The sequence below is a fragment of the Streptomyces sp. NPDC059895 genome (assembly GCF_042731035.1).
Taxonomy (GTDB): domain Bacteria; phylum Actinomycetota; class Actinomycetes; order Streptomycetales; family Streptomycetaceae; genus Streptomyces.
Window position 1 is genome coordinate 173151 of the sequence record NZ_JBHWKO010000014.1, and the last position, 15477, is coordinate 188627.

The 15477-nt window shown below is 73.5% G+C and carries 18 protein-coding genes and 1 pseudogene; 9 read left to right on the forward strand and 10 right to left on the reverse strand.

What is annotated here, in order from left to right:
* Window positions 1-98 precede the first annotated feature (98 nt).
* The 3 genes from ACFV9M_RS18800 to ACFV9M_RS18810 form a co-directional block, all read right to left on the reverse strand.
* The gene (locus ACFV9M_RS18800; protein ID WP_385062980.1) at window positions 99-608 is read right to left on the reverse strand and encodes a flavin reductase family protein; all 510 of its coding nucleotides are present in this window, start codon (window positions 606-608) and stop codon (window positions 99-101) included.
* 44 nt (window positions 609-652) lie between these two features.
* Window positions 653-733, reverse strand: a complete 81-nt coding sequence (locus ACFV9M_RS18805) for a putative leader peptide (protein WP_385063140.1) — start codon at window positions 731-733, stop codon at window positions 653-655.
* An 83-nt stretch (window positions 734-816) separates the two neighbouring features.
* Window positions 817-1230 (reverse strand): TlpA family protein disulfide reductase, encoded by a 414-nt coding sequence (locus tag ACFV9M_RS18810; protein WP_385062978.1) that lies wholly within the window; start codon window positions 1228-1230, stop codon window positions 817-819.
* A gap of 75 nt (window positions 1231-1305) precedes the next feature.
* Between ACFV9M_RS18810 and ACFV9M_RS18815 the strand changes: the two genes are divergently transcribed.
* Together ACFV9M_RS18815 and ACFV9M_RS18820 are read left to right on the forward strand one after the other, a co-directional pair.
* Window positions 1306-1722, forward strand: a complete 417-nt coding sequence (locus ACFV9M_RS18815) for a DUF4395 domain-containing protein (RefSeq protein ID WP_385062977.1) — start codon at window positions 1306-1308, stop codon at window positions 1720-1722.
* 187 nt (window positions 1723-1909) lie between these two features.
* Window positions 1910-2638 carry a lysophospholipid acyltransferase family protein gene (locus tag ACFV9M_RS18820; protein WP_385062976.1) on the forward strand — a complete coding sequence of 243 codons (729 nt, stop codon included), beginning with the start codon at window positions 1910-1912 and terminating at the stop codon, window positions 2636-2638.
* Window positions 2639-2720: 82 nt separating this feature from the next.
* Here ACFV9M_RS18820 and ACFV9M_RS18825 read toward each other — a convergent pair whose 3' ends face one another.
* The 4 genes from ACFV9M_RS18825 to ACFV9M_RS18840 form a co-directional block, all read right to left on the reverse strand.
* Window positions 2721-3293, reverse strand: coding sequence for a transglutaminase domain-containing protein (locus ACFV9M_RS18825; protein WP_385062975.1), 573 nt, complete (start codon window positions 3291-3293; stop codon window positions 2721-2723).
* An 87-nt stretch (window positions 3294-3380) separates the two neighbouring features.
* Window positions 3381-4451: a threonine aldolase family protein gene (locus tag ACFV9M_RS18830; RefSeq protein WP_385062974.1), complete on the reverse strand. Its 1071-nt coding sequence runs from the start codon at window positions 4449-4451 to the stop codon at window positions 3381-3383.
* Entirely contained in the window at window positions 4448-5194 is a 747-nt protein-coding gene (locus ACFV9M_RS18835; RefSeq protein WP_385062972.1) for an SDR family NAD(P)-dependent oxidoreductase, read from the reverse strand. The genes ACFV9M_RS18830 and ACFV9M_RS18835 overlap by 4 nt, the downstream gene beginning before the upstream one ends.
* 44 nt (window positions 5195-5238) lie before the next feature.
* Entirely contained in the window at window positions 5239-6636 is a 1398-nt protein-coding gene (locus tag ACFV9M_RS18840) for a DUF6421 family protein (RefSeq protein ID WP_385062970.1), read from the reverse strand.
* Between the two features lie 260 nt (window positions 6637-6896).
* On the opposite strand from ACFV9M_RS18840, the gene ACFV9M_RS18845 reads away from it, so the two are divergent.
* Window positions 6897-7616 carry a glycerophosphodiester phosphodiesterase gene (locus ACFV9M_RS18845; protein ID WP_385062968.1) on the forward strand — a complete coding sequence of 240 codons (720 nt, stop codon included), beginning with the start codon at window positions 6897-6899 and terminating at the stop codon, window positions 7614-7616.
* 38 nt (window positions 7617-7654) lie between these two features.
* Here ACFV9M_RS18845 and ACFV9M_RS18850 read toward each other — a convergent pair whose 3' ends face one another.
* The gene (locus ACFV9M_RS18850; RefSeq protein ID WP_385062966.1) at window positions 7655-8194 is read right to left on the reverse strand and encodes a GNAT family N-acetyltransferase; all 540 of its coding nucleotides are present in this window, start codon (window positions 8192-8194) and stop codon (window positions 7655-7657) included.
* A gap of 77 nt (window positions 8195-8271) precedes the next feature.
* Here ACFV9M_RS18850 and ACFV9M_RS18855 point away from each other — a divergent pair, with 77 nt between their 5' ends.
* Together ACFV9M_RS18855 and ACFV9M_RS18860 are read left to right on the forward strand one after the other, a co-directional pair.
* On the forward strand, window positions 8272-8664 hold the full coding sequence (locus tag ACFV9M_RS18855; protein ID WP_385062964.1) for a VOC family protein: 393 nt from the start codon (window positions 8272-8274) through the stop codon (window positions 8662-8664).
* Between the two features lie 72 nt (window positions 8665-8736).
* A complete protein-coding gene (locus ACFV9M_RS18860; protein WP_385062962.1) occupies window positions 8737-9501 on the forward strand; it encodes a VOC family protein in 765 nt (254 codons plus the stop codon).
* Between the two features lie 256 nt (window positions 9502-9757).
* Here the strand turns inward: ACFV9M_RS18860 and ACFV9M_RS18865 are convergent, their stop codons facing one another.
* Window positions 9758-10354, reverse strand: a complete 597-nt coding sequence (locus ACFV9M_RS18865; protein ID WP_385062960.1) for a MarR family winged helix-turn-helix transcriptional regulator — start codon at window positions 10352-10354, stop codon at window positions 9758-9760.
* Window positions 10351-12078, reverse strand: a complete 1728-nt coding sequence (locus ACFV9M_RS18870; RefSeq protein WP_385062958.1) for an FUSC family protein — start codon at window positions 12076-12078, stop codon at window positions 10351-10353. The genes ACFV9M_RS18865 and ACFV9M_RS18870 overlap by 4 nt, the downstream gene beginning before the upstream one ends.
* A gap of 177 nt (window positions 12079-12255) precedes the next feature.
* On the opposite strand from ACFV9M_RS18870, the gene ACFV9M_RS18875 reads away from it, so the two are divergent.
* The 4 genes and pseudogenes from ACFV9M_RS18875 (at window position 12256) to ACFV9M_RS18890 (ending at window position 15345) form a co-directional block, all read left to right on the forward strand.
* Entirely contained in the window at window positions 12256-12816 is a 561-nt protein-coding gene (locus ACFV9M_RS18875; RefSeq protein WP_385062957.1) for a DUF5134 domain-containing protein, read from the forward strand.
* A 143-nt stretch (window positions 12817-12959) separates the two neighbouring features.
* A pseudogene (locus tag ACFV9M_RS18880) lies at window positions 12960-13627 on the forward strand (M56 family metallopeptidase); the annotation flags it as partial.
* Window positions 13628-13716: 89 nt separating this feature from the next.
* A complete protein-coding gene (locus ACFV9M_RS18885; protein WP_385062955.1) occupies window positions 13717-14391 on the forward strand; it encodes a phosphatase PAP2 family protein in 675 nt (224 codons plus the stop codon).
* Between the two features lie 261 nt (window positions 14392-14652).
* Entirely contained in the window at window positions 14653-15345 is a 693-nt protein-coding gene (locus tag ACFV9M_RS18890) for an HAD family hydrolase (RefSeq protein ID WP_385062954.1), read from the forward strand.
* Window positions 15346-15477 lie beyond the last annotated feature (132 nt).

Genomic DNA, 15477 nt, shown 5'->3' on the forward strand with positions numbered 1-15477 from the left:
CACCCAGTTCATTCCCGCTGAGCAAGCGCTTTGAACTGTGACCTGTGCAACGCAGCGTAATCGGAATCCGACGGTTTCGCAGAAGAGCCCGGCGGCGGTCAGTCACGCAGCGCGGTGAACCGGCCCTGGTGGTAGAGCAACGGCCGCCCGGCGCCCGCCGGATCGCCGTGCACGACCTCGGCCAGCACGATGCGGTGGTCCCCCGCGGGCACCCGCGCGACGACCCGGCACACCAGCCAGGCCAGGACGTCGTCGAGGACGGGGACGCCCTCGGGGCCTTCCTGCCAGGCCGTCGGCGCGCCGAACCGGTCGGCGCCGCTGCGGGCGAAGGTGGCGGCCAGCTCCTGCTGGTGCTCGCCGAGTATGTGCACCCCGACGTGGTCGGCGTCGGAGAGCGCCGGCCAGCTGGAGGCGCCGGTGCCGACGCCGAACGACAGCAGCGGGGGCTGCGCGGAGACCGAGGTGAGGGAGGTGGCGGTGAAGCCGACGGGGCCGGTCCCGGCGGACGCGGTGATCACGGCCACGCCCGCCGCGTGCCGGCGGAAGACGGAGCGCAGCAGGTCGGGGGAGGCGAGCCGAGGGGTGCGGAGGCCGGGGGTGGCCGTCATGGAGTTGTCCTTCTCGGGGGAGGGGCGCGGGCGTCGGGGGCTGCTCAACGGCCCGGACAGCATGCGCTCGCGGTGCGCACCAGGTCGACGTGCGCGCGTCCGTGGAGAAGGGGGTCCTCAGGCATGGGGTCAGGCTGACGACGGATGGCCCGCACCGTCAAGTGCGTCCCGTCATCCGGAAGTCCTCTGACCTGCTCTGCGACGGACCTCACACCGCCTCCCCCAGGGCCGCGATGACGTCGGCCTTGCGGGGCTGGCCGGCGGCGCGGCGCACGACGCGCCCGCCGGCGTCCAGCACCAGCACGGTCGGGGTCTTGAGGATGCCGAGTTCGCGGACGAGGTCCAGCCGGGCCTCGGCGTCGATCTCGACGTGCCGCACACCCGGGACCATGCCGGACACCTCACCGAGGATCCGGCGGGTCGCCCGGCAGGGGGCGCAGAAGGCGCTGGAGAACTGCACGAGCGTGGCCCGCTCGCCGAGTTCGCCCCCCAGCCGGTCCGCATCGAGCCGCTGTCCCTCGTCGCGCCCGCGCACGCGCACCCTCCCGCTCCGCCGCCGGTGCAGCACTCCGAAGGCGCTCGCCGCCGCGAGCACCGCCGCACACACGAAAAGTCCGGTCATCACCCGCACCAGCGTTCACGAGACCGCAAAGATTCCCGCCGCCCTTCCGGCTTTCCGATGCGGAATGCTTGATTCATGGACATCGATGTGCGGGGGCCGCGCTTCGCGGCGGCGGTCACGGCCGTCGTCCTGGCGGTCGTGCTGATCACCCGGAATCCCTGGCTGCTGGCCTGGCAGACGCTGGCCTTCGCGCTCGGCGCGGCGGGCGGCGTGGGACGCTCGCCCTACGGATGGGCCTTCCGTACGGCCGTCCGGCCGCGGCTGGGTCCCCCCAGGGAGTTCGAGTCACCCCGGCCGCCGCGGTTCGCCCAGGCGGTGGGGCTGGTCTTCGCGGGCGCGGGTCTGGCCGGGTTCACGCTGGGCCCGGAGTGGCTGGGCCACGCGGCCACCGCGGCGGCCCTGGCGGCCGCCTTCCTCAACGCCGGATTCGGGTTCTGCCTGGGGTGCGAGATGTACCTGCTCGTACGGCGGGTGGCGGTACGGGCGGAGTAAAGGGGGCGTCAAAGCCCGAGGTGGATCATGGTGCCACGTGATGATTGTCTCGCGGTTCACAGGTGCCAGGACTGGCTACCCGGCCGTTCTTCGGGCACGATCTGCGAGATGCCGTAAACCTACGGCTGCGTAACTTTGCCGTCGGGAGTTCCTCCCGGGCAGAGAGAAGGAAGGGTCCGCCCCGCCCATGGCAGAGCTTGTCTACCGCCCCGTCGTCGGCCTCGCCCAGACGCTCTTCAAGGTCTGGGACCTCAAGATCGACTGCCAGGGGTCGGAGAACATCCCGCGCTCGGGCGGAGCCGTGCTGGTGAGCAACCACATCAGCTACCTGGACTTCGTCTTCAACGGCCTGGCCGCGCTCCCGCAGAAGCGTCTCGTGCGGTTCATGGCCAAGGAGTCCGTCTTCCGGCACCGGATCTCCGGTCCGCTGATGCGCGGGATGAAGCACATCCCGGTGGACCGCAAGCAGGGCGAGACGGCGTACGCGCACGCCCTGGACTCGCTGCGCTCCGGCGAGGTCGTCGGAGTCTTCCCGGAGGCCACCATCTCCGAGTCGTTCACGCTGAAGAGCTTCAAGTCCGGTGCGGCGCGGCTGGCCCAGGAGGCGGGCGTCCCGCTGATCCCGATGGCCCTGTGGGGCACGCAGCGGCTGTGGACCAAGGGCCACCCGCGCAACTTCCGGCGCAGCCACATCCCGGTCACCATCCGGGTCGGCGAGGCGGTGGAGGCCTCCCGCGACAAGTACGCGGGCGCGATCACCCGGCAGCTGCGCGAGCGCGTCCAGGAGCTGCTGGAGGCCGCCCAGCGCGCGTACCCGGTGCGCCCGAAGGACGCGGACGACACCTGGTGGATGCCGGCCCACCTGGGCGGCACCGCGCCGACGCCGGAACAGGTCCGCCAGGCCGAGGCCCGCTGACGGGCCCGCTCGGCGCGCGGCGGGTCGCGAACGCCCTCCCCTCCCCCGGCCGGGGGAGCCGGTGGCGGCGACCCGCCGGGGCTCACAGGGCGGTGGGCAGGGTCTTCCACAGGGTCGGCCGGTCGGGGGCGGCTTTCAGCGCGCGGAGGACGGCCGGGTGCGGCGCGGCGTACAGGACGGGGTGGTCCAGCTCCCCGGCCGCGGCGTCGGGGGTGAAGGCGAGCCGCTCGCCGGCCAGGGAGAACCGGGCGTTCACGCCCGGCTTGTTGCCGCGCGGGTCCTGCCGGTGCCAGGCGCCGTTGAAGCGGACGGCGACCAGCCCGTGCACCACGTCGAACCGCTGGTAGCACAGCGCGGTCGGGATGTCCTCCGCGCGGAGCAGCGCGGCCAGCGCGTGGGCCTTGGCGTAGCAGATGCCCGTCCCGCGCTCCAGGACGTCCGAGGCGCGCCAGGTGACGCGCGGATCGCCGGAGTCCTGCGAGTGGGTAATGGTGTCGCGTACGAACTCGAACGCCAGTCGCGCATAGGCATACGAGTCTTCCGCGTCCTTCGCGAGACGTCCTGCGGTGGCCCGCACCAGCGGGTGTTCATGGTCGATGACCTCGTCAGCGGCCAGATAGGCGGACAGGTCGGGGTTCTCCTGGATCAGCTCCATGTCTGGAGAGCATAGGAACGCGATCACCCGAGAGTCAATGATTTTTCGGGTGACCGCATACTTATGCATAACGCAGGGGTGCCGGGGTCAGCGCGCCATCTCCTCCTTGAGCGCCGCCACGAAGGCGTCCACGTCCTCCTCGGTCGTGTCGAAGGCGCACATCCAGCGCACCACTCCGGCCGCCTCGTCCCAGAAGTAGAACGGGAACCGCTTCCGCAGCCGCTCGGCCACGTCGTGCGGGAGCCGGGCGAAGACCCCGTTGGCCTGCACCGGGTGGAGGATCTCGACGCCGTGCACGGCCCGCACGCCCTCGGCCAGCCGCTGCGCCATCCCGTTGGCGTGGCGGGCGTTGCGCAGCCACAGGTCCTTGGCGAGCAGCGCCTCCAGCTGCACCGACACGAAGCGCATCTTGGAGGCGAGCTGCATGGACAGCTTGCGCAGGTGCTTCATGCGGCCGACGGCGTCCTGGTCGATGACGACGACGGCCTCGCCGAAGAGCGCGCCGTTCTTCGTGCCGCCCAGGGAGAGGATGTCGACGCCGGCCGCGTTGGTGAACGTGCGCATCGGCACGTCCAGGGAGGCCGCCGCGTTGGCTATCCGGGAGCCGTCGAGGTGCACCTTCATGCCGTGCGCGTGGGCGTGGTCGCAGATCGCGCGGATCTCGTCCGGCGTGTAGAGGGTGCCGAGCTCCGTGCTCTGGGTGATCGACACCACCTGCGGCATCGCCCGGTGCTCGTCCTCCCAGCCGTACGCCTGGCGGTCGATCAGCTCGGGGGTGAGCTTGCCGTCGGGCGTGGGGACGGTGAGCAGCTTGAGGCCGCCCATGCGCTCGGGCGCGCCGCCCTCGTCCACGTTGATGTGGGCGCTCTCGGCGCAGATCACCGCGCCCCAGCGGTCGGTGACCGCCTGGAGCGCGACGACGTTGGCGCCGGTGCCGTTGAAGACCGGGAAGGCCTCCGCCGTGGGCCCGAAGTGACTGCGGATGATCCGCTGGAGGCCGGCGGTGTACTCGTCCTCGCCGTAGGCGACCTGGTGGCCGCCGTTGGCCAGGGCGAGGGCGGCCATCACCTCCGGGTGGGCGCCGGCGTAGTTGTCGCTGGCGAAACCGCGGGCCTGCGGGTCGTGGTGGCGGCGGGCGTCGGTCTTGGGTGGGTTCACGGCTTCTCGGTGAGCCACAGACGGTGTCCGTTCACTTCGGCGGCGGGCTGCTCCCAGACTCCGGCGATGGCCTCGGCCAGGTCCTTCACGTCCGTGAAGCCCGCGAACTTCGCGTTGGGTCGGTCGGCGCGCATCGCGTCGTGCACCAGCGCCTTCACCACCAGGATCGCAGCCGCGGAGGTCGGCCCGGCGGTGCCCCCCGCCTTGCGGAAGGCGTCGGCCAGCGCGAGCGTCCAGGCCTCGGCGGCGGCCTTGGCGGCGGCGTAGGCGGCGTTGCCGGCGCTGGGCTTGGAGGCGCCGGCGGCGCTGATCAGCACGTACCGTCCGCGCTCGCTGGCCTGGAGTGCCTCGAAGAAGGCCAGCGAGGTGTGCTGCACGGTGCGGATGAGGAGCAGTTCGAGGAAGTCCCAGTCGTCGAGGCTGGTCTTGATGAACGTCTCACTGCCGCGCCAGCCGCCGACGAGGTGGACGAGACCGTCGATCCGGCCGAACTCCTTCTCGATGTGGGCGGCCCACTCGCGGGTGGAGCGCAGGTCGAGCAGGTCGACCGGTTCGCCGGTGACGGTGGCGCCGCCGGCGCCGTAGCGGGCCTCGTCGACGGCCTCCGCCAGGCGCTCGGGGTCGTTGTCCGCGGCGACGACCGTCGCGCCCGCCTCCGCGAGGCGGAGCAGTGCCGCCCGGCCTGCCGGTCCGCCCGCGCCGGCCACCGCGATCACCGCACCGCTGAGAGCCCCGTTCCCCATGTCCTTCGCCTCCTGGTCAGCCGTGTTCCGGGTACGGCGGTCGCTCACGCGGCGATCCGCTCGGCGCCGCCCGCCGTGATGCCCTTGGTGGAGGCGATCACGTTCTTCAGCTTCTTGGCCAGTGCCTCATAGAACATGCTGAGCGGAAACTCGTCCGGAAGCACGTCATCGACGAGTTTGCGCGGCGGCTGGGTCAGGTCCAGGGCGTCGGGGCCCTTGGCCCAGCGGGAGCCGGGATGCGGGGCGAGGTAACCGGAGACCAGCTCGTACCCGGCGAACCAGTGGACGAGCTTGGGGCGGTCGATGCCGTCGCGGTAGAGCTTCTCGATCTCGGCGCACAGCTCGTTGGTGACCTGCGGGGCGCGCTGCCAGTCGATGTGCAGCTTGTTGTCCGTCCAGCGCACGACGTCGTGCCGGTGGAGGTGGGCGAAGAGGAGCTGGCCGCCGAGGCCGTCGTAGTTGCGTACGCGCTCGCCGGTGACCGGGAAGCGGAACATGCGGTCGAAGAGCACCGCGTACTGCACGTCCCGGGCCTGCGGGACGCCGTCGGCCTGGAGCTTCACGGCCTCCTTGAAAGCGGTGAGGTCGCAGCGCAGCTCCTCCAGGCCGTACATCCAGAACGGCTGGCGCTGCTTGATCATGAACGGGTCGAAGGGCAGGTCGCCGTGGCTGTGGGTGCGGTCGTGGACCATGTCCCACAGGACGAAGGCCTCCTCGCAGCGCTTCTGGTCGTGGACCATCGCGGCGATGTCCTCGGGCAGGTCCAGGCCCAGGATGTCGACGGCGGCGGCGGTGACGCGGCGGAAGCGGGCCGCCTCGCGGTCGCAGAAGATGCCGCCCCAGGAGAAGCGTTCCGGCGCCTCGCGCACGGCGATGGTCTCCGGGAAGAGGACGGCGGAGTTGGTGTCGTAGCCGGCCGTGAAGTCCTCGAAGGTGATGCCGCAGAACAGCGGGTTGTCGTAGCGGGTGCGCTCCAGCTCGGCCAGCCAGTCGGGCCAGACCATGCGCAGCACGACCGCCTCCAGGTTGCGGTCGGGGTTGCCGTTCTGCGTGTACATCGGGAAGACGACCAGGTGCTGGAGGCCGTCGGCGCGGTGGGCCGCGGGCTGGAAGGCCAGCAGCGAGTCGAGGAAGTCCGGCACCTCGAAGCCGCCGTCGGCCCAGCGGCGCAGGTCCCGCACCAGGGCGCGGTGGTAGTCCGCGTCGTGCGGGAGCAGCGGGGAGAGCTCCTCGACGGCCTCGCTCACCTGGCGCACGGCGTGCTCGGCGTCGGAGCGCCCGGGAGCGCCCTCGGCCGCGAAGTCGATCGACCCGTCCTTCGACTGCCAGGGGCGGATCCGCTCCACGGCATCCTTGAGCACGGGCCACGCCGAGTGCTCCACCACCCTGGACGCGGGAGGAACCTGTCCCTCCGAACCCACCTGCACAAGAATTTCCGTCATGACCCATCCTCCACGGGAGAACCTCTCGTAGGAACACCGTATGCGGACGGGGTTTCCTCCAGCAAGAGGATCATCCGGAAATCATCCTGCTCACCCTCATGGTCACCGTGTTTTTTCCTGTGCTACCACGGCCGTTCGGCGACTTCCGTCAGGGCGTCGCGGGTAGGGGAACCGTCGGCGCAGACACATGTCCATGTCGGCCCGGGGCGACTAGGCTGCGGGCTCTTCCAGCGCCGCCGACGACGGAAGCGAGTCGAGTCTTGAACCTCCTCACCATCGGTCACCGCGGAGTCATGGGTGTCGAGCCCGAGAACACCCTCCGGTCGTTCGTCGCCGCCGAGCACGCCGGCCTCGACGTCGTCGAACTCGATCTGCACCTGAGCAAGGACGGCGCGCTCGTGGTCATGCACGACGCGGACGTGGACCGCACGACCGACGGGAGCGGGCCGATCGCGGACCACACACTGGCCGAGCTGCGCGCCCTCGACGCGGGGCGCGGCGAGCGGGTGCCCGTCTTCGAGGAGGTCCTGGAGGCGGTGTCGGTGCCGATCCAGGCCGAGATCAAGGACGTGCAGGCGGCGCGGGCGCTCGCCGCGGTGATACACGAGCGGAACCTGGTGGAGCGGGTGGAGGTGTCCTCGTTCCACGACGAGGCCGTCGCCGAGATCGCCCGGCTGGTGCCCGGGGTGCGCACGGCGCTCATCGGCAGCCTCCCCCACCCTCGAACATGCTCGAGCGGGTGCACCCCCATCGGCCTCGACATCGTGGACCGGGCGGTCGCGGTCGGCGCCGCGACCGTGTGCCTGAACATCCGGCGGCTCACCCTGGAGACCGTCGAGCACGCCCGCGCGCGCGGCCTGCGGATCATCGGGTGGGTGGTCAACACACCGGACCACCTGCGGCTGGTGCGGGCCCTGGAGCTGGACGGCGCCACCACCGACCATCCCGGGACCAAGCGCACCGGCCGCTTCACCGCGTGAGCCGCCCGGCGTCCCGTCGTGACGCGTCCCCGGCGGGCTCAGGTCAGGGGCTTGACCAGCAACTCGAACCGGAGGTCGTCGCGCTGCGGGATGCCGAAGCGCTCGTCGCCGTACGGGAAGGGCGTCATCCGGCCCGTACGGCGGTAGCCGCGGCGCTCGTACCAGGCGATGAGGTCCTCGCGCACGGAGATCACCGTCATGCGCATCTCGGTGGCGCCCCACGCCGTGCGGGCCCGGCGCTCGGCCTCCGCCAGGACGGTCCTGCCCAGACCGCCGCCCTGTGCCGCGGGACTGACCGCGAACAGGCCGAAGTAGGCGTGGTCGCCGCGGTGCTCGAGCTGGCAGCAGGCGACGATCCGGCCGTCCCGCCCGGCGGTGATCACCAGCCCGTCGGGCGACGTGACGATGTCCAGCACGCCCTCGGGGTCGGTCCGCTGCCCCTGGAGGATGTCCGCCTCCGTGGTCCAGCCGGCCCGGCTGGACTCCCCGCGGTAGGCCGACTCCACGAGCGCGACGAGCGTGTCCACGTCGGCCTCGGTGGCGTCACGGAAGACGAGGTCGGTGGCGGTGGCGTCCATACGGGCTCTCCGGGGTGACGGGCGTGCGGCGCGGCTCGGGCACCGCAGAGCCTAACTCTCCCCTAGTCTCCGGACGCATGGTGCATGTACTCAGCAGCCGGATCCTCCTCAGCCCCGTCGACCCCGAGCGGTCCCGCGCCTTCTACGGCGAGCAGTTGGGCCTCCCCGTCTACCGCGAGTTCGGTACCGGACCGGAGCGGGGCACGGTCTACTTCCTCGGCGGCGGGTTCCTGGAGGTCTCGGGCCGCTCGGAGACACCGCCGGACCCCGCCGTACGGCTGTGGGTGCAGGTCCCGGACGTCGCGGCGGCCCACGACGAGCTGCGCGCGAAGGGCGTCGGGATCGTGCGGCCGCCGGTGAGGGAGCCGTGGGGCCTGCTGGAGATGTGGGTCGCGGACCCGGACGGGACGCCGATCGTGCTGGTGGAGGTGCCGGCCGACCATCCGATGCGGTACCGGCCGGGGATCTGAGGCCAGCGGATGCCGGGCCCCGGGGTCCGGGCTTAGCGTGCTGGAAGGGGTGCTCCCTTCGGAAGGAACGCGATGAAGCTCGACGCGCCCGTGCCCGGTGGGCCCTGCTGGGCCGAGCTGGGCACCAGTGACCTGGAGGCGGCCCGGCGGTTCTACGGGGACCTGTTCGGCTGGCGGTGCGAGACCGATCCGCGGCAGGAGGCGGGCGGCTACACCGTGGCGCACCTCGGTGACGCGGCGGCCGCCGCGCTCAGTCCCCTGTACCAGGAGAGTCAGCCCGTCGCCTGGAGCGTCTCGTTCGCGGTCTCCGACGCCGACGTCACCGCGCGGCTGATCGAGGAGGCCGGGGGCAAGGTGCTGGTCGGCCCGATGGACGTGTTCGACCTCGGCCGTTTCGTGGTCGCCCTCGACCCGGGCGGCGCCGCCTTCCAGCTCTGGCAGGCGCGGACCTTCCCGGGCGCCGGGGTGGTCAACGCGCCCGGCTCCCTGGGCTGGGTGGAGCTGATGTCCCGCGACCCGAAACGGGCGGAGACCTTCTACACGACGGTGTTCGGCTGGACCGTGCGCCCCTCGGAGCACTACACGCAGTGGGGTGTGGGCGGCGCGGACTTCGGCGGCATGGTCACGATGGACGACAAGTTCCCGCCCGAGGTACCGCCGCACTGGCTGCCGTACTTCGCGGTCGCCGACGTGGACGCCGGCGCGGCGACGGCGGAGCGGGCGGGCGGTACGGCGCTGATGGCACCGACCTCGCTGCCGAACGGCCGGCGGATCGCGGTGCTGCGCGATCCGCAGGGCGCGATGTTCGGGGTGTACCGGGCCGGTGACGAGGGGTAGTCCGGGACGGGCGAGGCGGGGGGACCGTGCGCCTTCCCCGGTCCGGTACGGCCTGTCCGGTCCAACCTGTCCCGTCTGACCTGCCCCGGTACGGTACGACCCGTCCGGTCTGACCCCGTCCAGTACGGTCCGGTCCGGTCCCCTAGAGAATCCCAATCCCCCCGGCTCGCCGGGGCGTCGGAAGACCGGCCGGAAGCCGGCCGACCGGGCCCCGGGAGGCCCTGCCGAGGGCCGGGCGCCGTTCGGTCCGCGGGCGTCAGACCCGCAGCGCCTGCATATGTCCTTCGAGGCGGCTCAGCAGGTCCCCGAGCAGCCCCGCCAGCTCGCCCTGCCGGTCGGCGTCGAGGGCGGACAGGACGGCGGTCTCGTAGGCGAGCTGCTCGGGCAGGATGCCGTCGACCAGGTCGCGGCCGGCGTCGGTGAGGCGGACGTGGGCGACGCGGCGGTCGCGGGTGTCGCCCCGGCGCTCCACCAGACCGCGTTCGGTCAGCTGCTTGAGGCGCTTGGTGACGGCGGCGCCCGACGAGAAGGTCTCGCGGGCCAGGTCGCCCGGCGTCAGCTCGTGACCGGTGCGGCGCAGCGCGCCGAGCAGGTCGAACTCGGGCCGGCTCAGACCCGCCCGGCGCAGGGGGGCGTCCTCGGCCTGCTGGAGCAGGGCCGCGCAGCGGTTGACGCGCCCGATGATCTCCATGGGGGCGGTGTCGAGGTCCGGGCGGACGGACCGCCACTGCCGTACGACCGCGGCGACGGTGTCGCCGCCGGCCGGGTCCCCGGTTCCTCCGGGCCGGACGGCGGCGGACCGTCCCCGTTCTGCGCCGTCCCCGTCGGCAGGCCGTCCCTGCGTCGCCGTCATGGCCGTACGCCCTCCGCTCTCGCGCTGGTGTCCCGGGCCGGGAGGAGTCCCTGGCGCCGTACCGTCGCGGCGAGCGTACGGTGTCCGCACTGTTCGGCCGCGACGACCCTCTCCTGGGGCAGCGCCCGCTGCCACCATTCGCCGGACGCAGCGTCGGCGGTGGCGCGCAGGTCGACCAGGGCGGCGGCCAGAGCGCGGCGGGCGGACTCCAGGGCGCCGGGGGCGGGGCACGGCTCGGCCAGCAGGCGGGCGGCGCGTTCACGGGCGCGTTCGGCGGCCGTCAGGGCGTGTCCGAGGCGGTCGCCGGCGCGGCGGTTGGTGACGACGACCGCGGCGGCGAAGCCGACCAGGGCGCCGACGACGGTGTCCACGACCCGTTCGGTGATCAGCGTGCCCGCGTCCTGGTAGTGGGCGAACTCGCTGATGAGCAGGGCCATCGGGGTCACGCAGACGCTGCCGAGCCAGTAGTTGCGGCCGATCAGCGCCTCCGCGCCGAAGTTGAGCGCGACGCAGACGAGGACCAGGGCCGCCTGGTGGAGATGGGCGAGCGGGACGAGTACGGCGAAGGCGAGGACCCCGACGAGGTTGCCGACGACGCGCTGGACGCCGCGGCTCCAGGTGAGGGTGAGGTTCGCCTGGTAGAGGGAGGCGGCGGTGACCAGGGCCCAGTAGGGGCGGCCGATACCGAGGGCGAGGGAGGCGTATCCGGCGAGGGCGCAGCCGAGGGCGGTGCGCACGGCGAGCGGGGTGAGCGGCCCGAGGCGGCTCCACAGCGGGGGCCGTCCGGCGGCCCGCTCGACGTCGACGCCGAGGAGTTCGTCGTCTTCCCCGCGGCCGCCGTCAACGGTGCCGCCCTTCCCGGTGCCGCCGTCACCGGGGCCGCTGTGTCCGGGGCCGCCGCCGGGGGACGCCAGGTCGTCGGGGCACGGGACGCGGCCGGTGCCGCGCAGTGCGCGGGCCCAGGCGCGCAGGCGCTCCGGGTCGGTGTCGGCGGGGGCCGCGAGGGCCACCTCGGCGCCGATCACGAGCCGCTCCAGGGCGCGGTTCGTCTCCCCCTCGCGGGCCGACAGCAGGGACTGCCAGGCGGCCTGGACGGCGGCCGCCGCGGCGGCGCGGGCCCGGGTGTGGCCGTCGCCGGTGCCGCGTGTGGCGGCGTACGCGGCGGCCGCGTTCAGGGCCTGGGCGGTGGCCCGGCGCTCGGGGCCGTGCGGACGCAGCAGCCCGGGTGCCATGCCGATGATCCAGGACCAGGCGCCCGCGGCGAGGGCCAGCCCGAGGTGGCCGGGGATCTGTCCCGGGGTCTGGGGGACGAACAGCGAGGCCGAGGTGATGAAGGTGAGGACGACGTTGCCGGGCGGGCCGAGGCGGGTGACGTCGCAGAGCACCTTCTGCGCGGCGGCGAGCAGGGCGCCGACGGTGACGAGGACGACGGCGTCCGTGGTGAGCGCGGCGGTGAGCAGGGCGACGGCCAGTCCGCCGGTCATGCCCAGCACGACCCAGGCGAGGACACGGGCGCGGACGGCGTAGGGGCGGTTGTGGGCGTACAGCGCGCACAGGGATCCGGCCATCGTGTACATCGCCAGGTCGAGGCGGCCGAGCGCCAGCAGGATCAGGTTCGGCGGGGCGACCGCGGCGACCACGCTGAGGGCGGGCTTGAACCAGATGTCGGAGGGCCGGCCGAGGCGCAGCACACCGGCGAGCGGGAGTCGGGTCGCACTTCTCATGGCAACTAATTTAGCATGTGTTTTACTCGTAAAACATCAGCCGTGACGTCCGTCACCGGTCCGTCACCCGTCGCCGTGCTCCGCCGAACGCTCCCCGCGTACCCCCTTGCGCTCGCGTGCGCACCGCGTGTCCTGGGCATCGCATCCCTCGACCGACCGTCGAGCGGGGAGGTGCGCGTGCACGGACCGGCTTCGCCCGGCTGGCTGCTGGTCGCGCTGTGTGCGGCGACCGGCGCCTACTGCCTGCTGCGGATGCGCAGCAGGGACGACGACCAGCGCCGGGCCGCGGGCGGTGAGGCGCTCATGGGCTTCGGCATGGCGGTGATGGCGGTGCCCGCGGCGGCGTTCACCCCGCCGCCGTGGGCGTGGGGGGCGTACGCGGCGGTCTTCGGCGCGGCCGCGCTGCACGCCCTGTGGACGGCCCGCGGCGGCGTCCACCATCTGCACCACCTGGTGGGCGCCTCGGCCATGGTCTACATGGCGGTCGCGATGGCCGCCGCCCCCGCGGCCTCCCCCGGCACCGCCGGGCACGTCCACGGCGGCGCCGGGAGTCCGCTGCTGACGGGCGCGCTGCTGCTGTACTTCACCGGATACGTCCTCGTCTCGGGGATGCGGCTGCTGCTGCCGGCGGGAACGGCGGGGGGAGGCACCCTCGCCTGGAGCGACCGGCCCGAACTGGCGCGGGCCTGCCGGCTGTCGATGGGGATCGGGATGCTGGCCATGCTGCTGACCATGTGAGGTCCGGCCGGTCCGGCGGACTCCCGGGGCGCGCGTCCCTTGCCCTGACGGGCCGCGCCGGGTCGGGGCCGGCGGTGGGCGGTCGTGGCCTGTGTCACTTGCCGTGACAAGCCGTACCCCTGAGCGGTGCGCCGCTCACAAGGACCGCGGTGGCGCTGGCGGGCGCCGGGCTGTGGAGCGGGGCCATGCTGGTGCGGGAAGTCGCGCGGGCGGGCTCCCGGCGTCGGCGCCGACGGGCCGAACTGCGCTTGCGGGTACCGCTGTTGCCCTGTTGCCGGGCGAGGAGCCCGCGGCCGGACGGGTCGTGGTGCTGGAGGGCGAACGGCCCGACGCCTGGTGGCTGCCGGGCGGGGCGCCCCGGCTGGTGGTCACCACCGCCGCGCCGCGCCGCCTGAAGGGCCGTCGGCTCGACGCGGTCCTCGCGCACGAGCAGGGGCACGCCCGGGCCCGGCACGACTGGCTGCTGCACTGCTCGTCCGCGCTGGCCAACGGGTCTCCGAGGGTGCCGGTGTTCGCCGCGTTCCGGGACGAGATGCGCCGGCTGGTCGAGCTCGCCGCCGACGACACGGCCTCCCGGCGCTTCGGCCGGCTGGCGACCGGGCTGGCGCTGGTGGAACTCAACGAGGACCGGGGCGTGTTCGGCCCCTCCCCCACTGCGCAGGCGCATGTGCCGCAGCGCGTGCACCGCCTGCTCACGCCCCCGGACCGGCTCACCGCGGCCCGTCGGCTGCGGCTGACGGCGGCGGCCTCACCGGTCCCCGTGATCCCGGTGCTGGTGACGCTGGTTCCGGGGCTGCGGGCGCTCGGCTGACCCGGCCCGGGGCCCGCCGGGCCGCCTGCGGGTTCGGAGGCCGCCTTCCGGGGTGGCTTCGAACGCCGTTGTTCGGCAAGGATCACCTCATGCACGACCCGTCCGTCGACTCCCCGCCCACCGCCCCGTCGCCCCTGCGCACCGCCGTCCGCGCCGGCCTCGCCCTGGGACTGTGCTCCCTGCTGCTCCTGGTCCCGGTGTGGGCCGAGTGGCACCCCCTGGTCTCCACCGACCGCGACATCTCGCGCACGACGCACCGCTGGGCCGTCACCGAGCACGGCCTCACCCAGGTCTGCCGCGTCCTCAGCGACTGGGTCTGGGACCCGGTGGCGATGCGACTGCTGTGCGCGGGGGTCGCGGCATGGCTGGTGTGGCGGCGCGCGGCGTGGTGGACGGCGGCGTGGCTGGTCACGGTGTCGGCCGTGGGCACCGTCCTCCAGCAGGGCCTCAAGGCCGCGGTCGGCCGCGAACGCCCCCGCTGGCCCGACCCGGTCGACTCCGCCCACTACGCGGCCTTCCCCTCCGGTCACGCCCTCACGGCCACGGTCGTCCTCGGCCTCCTGCTGTGGCTCCTGTACCGCCACGGCGTCCGTCCCGCCGTGTGGCGTACGGCGGTGGCGGTGGCCGTCGTCTCGGTGGCGGGCGTGGGGCTGACCCGGGTGTGGCTCGGGGTCCACTGGCCCTCGGACGTCCTCGGCGGCTGGCTCCTGGGCACGACGGTGGTGGCACTGGCGATCGCGGCCCACCTGCGCTGGCGGCCGTGAGCCCACCGGGCCGGCGGTACCGCCACGTCGGACAGCTCGGCGGGGCGGGCCGGCCGGTCCTCCCCGCCGACGGTGAGGGCAGCCCGGGCCGGGCCCGGTTCGCCGGATCAGGTGCGGCGGGCGGGCGGTCGGCCGGACGGGGCGCCGGGAGACGGGCGGATCGGTGCGGTCCGCGAGGATGTTCCCGTCCGCGCGCTTTCCATGGCGCCGGGCTCCGCCGTTCATGGAGCGTCGACGCGTGGCGTCCGTAGGATCCGTTCCATGACCTCCGCCGTGCTGTTCGACTTCTCCGGGACCCTCTTCCGCATCGAGTCCGCGGAGTCGTGGCTGCGGGCCGTGCTCGACGCGGCGGGTGTCGAACTGACCGGGGCGCACCTGGCGTCCGCGGCGCGGGCGCTCGAAGCGGCCGGTGCGCTGCCGGGTGGCGCGCCGCCCGGTCGGGTGCCCGAGGAGTTGGCCGGGCTGTGGCGGGTGCGGGACACGAGCGCCGAGTCGCACCGGGCCGCGTACACCGGGCTCTCCCGTCAGGTCCCGCTGCCCGACCCGACGCTCCACGACGCGCTGTACGACCGGCACATGACGCCGGCCGCCTGGGCGCCGTACCCCGACGCCCTGCCCGTACTGGGCGCGTTGCGCGAGCGCGGGATCCGGGTGGGCGTGGTGAGCAACATCGGCTGGGACCTCAGGCCGGTGTTCCGCGAGCACGGCCTCGATCCGTTCGTCGACACGTATGTGCTGTCGTACGAGCACGGCGTGCAGAAGCCGCACCCGCGGCTGTTCGGGACGGCGTGCGAGGCGCTCGGTGTCGATCCGCGCACGACGCTGATGGTGGGTGACGACCGGCGCGCGGACGGCGGGGCGGCGGCGCTCGGCTGCGCGGTGCACTTCGTGGACCATCTGCCGGCGGCGCAACGTCCGGACGGGCTGCGGCCGGTGCTGGATCTGGTCGGCTGAGACGGCGGGGCCCGCGGCCCGTCGGTGCGGAGCACGCCGACTCTGGACGATCCCCCGTGTCGCCCAGAGCAGGCGGCCGCCCGGCCCGGCTCGCACACGGAACCGGCGGGGATGCGCTGAGTATAGTTGGCT

Excerpts from the sequence above, each read along its gene's own strand:
- ACFV9M_RS18800 (WP_385062980.1), bottom strand. The coding sequence starts at position 608 with ATGACGGCCACCCCCGGCCTCCGCACCCCTCGGCTCGCCTCCCCCGAC.
- ACFV9M_RS18805 (WP_385063140.1), bottom strand. The coding sequence starts at position 733 with ATGCCTGAGGACCCCCTTCTCCACGGACGCGCGCACGTCGACCTGGTG.
- ACFV9M_RS18810 (WP_385062978.1), bottom strand. The coding sequence starts at position 1,230 with ATGACCGGACTTTTCGTGTGTGCGGCGGTGCTCGCGGCGGCGAGCGCC.
- ACFV9M_RS18815 (WP_385062977.1), top strand. The coding sequence starts at position 1,306 with ATGGACATCGATGTGCGGGGGCCGCGCTTCGCGGCGGCGGTCACGGCC.
- ACFV9M_RS18820 (WP_385062976.1), top strand. The coding sequence starts at position 1,910 with ATGGCAGAGCTTGTCTACCGCCCCGTCGTCGGCCTCGCCCAGACGCTC.
- ACFV9M_RS18825 (WP_385062975.1), bottom strand. The coding sequence starts at position 3,293 with ATGGAGCTGATCCAGGAGAACCCCGACCTGTCCGCCTATCTGGCCGCT.
- ACFV9M_RS18835 (WP_385062972.1), bottom strand. The coding sequence starts at position 5,194 with ATGGGGAACGGGGCTCTCAGCGGTGCGGTGATCGCGGTGGCCGGCGCG.
- ACFV9M_RS18840 (WP_385062970.1), bottom strand. The coding sequence starts at position 6,636 with ATGACGGAAATTCTTGTGCAGGTGGGTTCGGAGGGACAGGTTCCTCCC.
- ACFV9M_RS18850 (WP_385062966.1), bottom strand. The coding sequence starts at position 8,194 with ATGGACGCCACCGCCACCGACCTCGTCTTCCGTGACGCCACCGAGGCC.
- ACFV9M_RS18855 (WP_385062964.1), top strand. The coding sequence starts at position 8,272 with ATGGTGCATGTACTCAGCAGCCGGATCCTCCTCAGCCCCGTCGACCCC.
- ACFV9M_RS18860 (WP_385062962.1), top strand. The coding sequence starts at position 8,737 with ATGAAGCTCGACGCGCCCGTGCCCGGTGGGCCCTGCTGGGCCGAGCTG.
- ACFV9M_RS18865 (WP_385062960.1), bottom strand. The coding sequence starts at position 10,354 with ATGACGGCGACGCAGGGACGGCCTGCCGACGGGGACGGCGCAGAACGG.
- ACFV9M_RS18870 (WP_385062958.1), bottom strand. The coding sequence starts at position 12,078 with ATGAGAAGTGCGACCCGACTCCCGCTCGCCGGTGTGCTGCGCCTCGGC.
- ACFV9M_RS18885 (WP_385062955.1), top strand. The coding sequence starts at position 13,717 with ATGCACGACCCGTCCGTCGACTCCCCGCCCACCGCCCCGTCGCCCCTG.
- ACFV9M_RS18890 (WP_385062954.1), top strand. The coding sequence starts at position 14,653 with ATGACCTCCGCCGTGCTGTTCGACTTCTCCGGGACCCTCTTCCGCATC.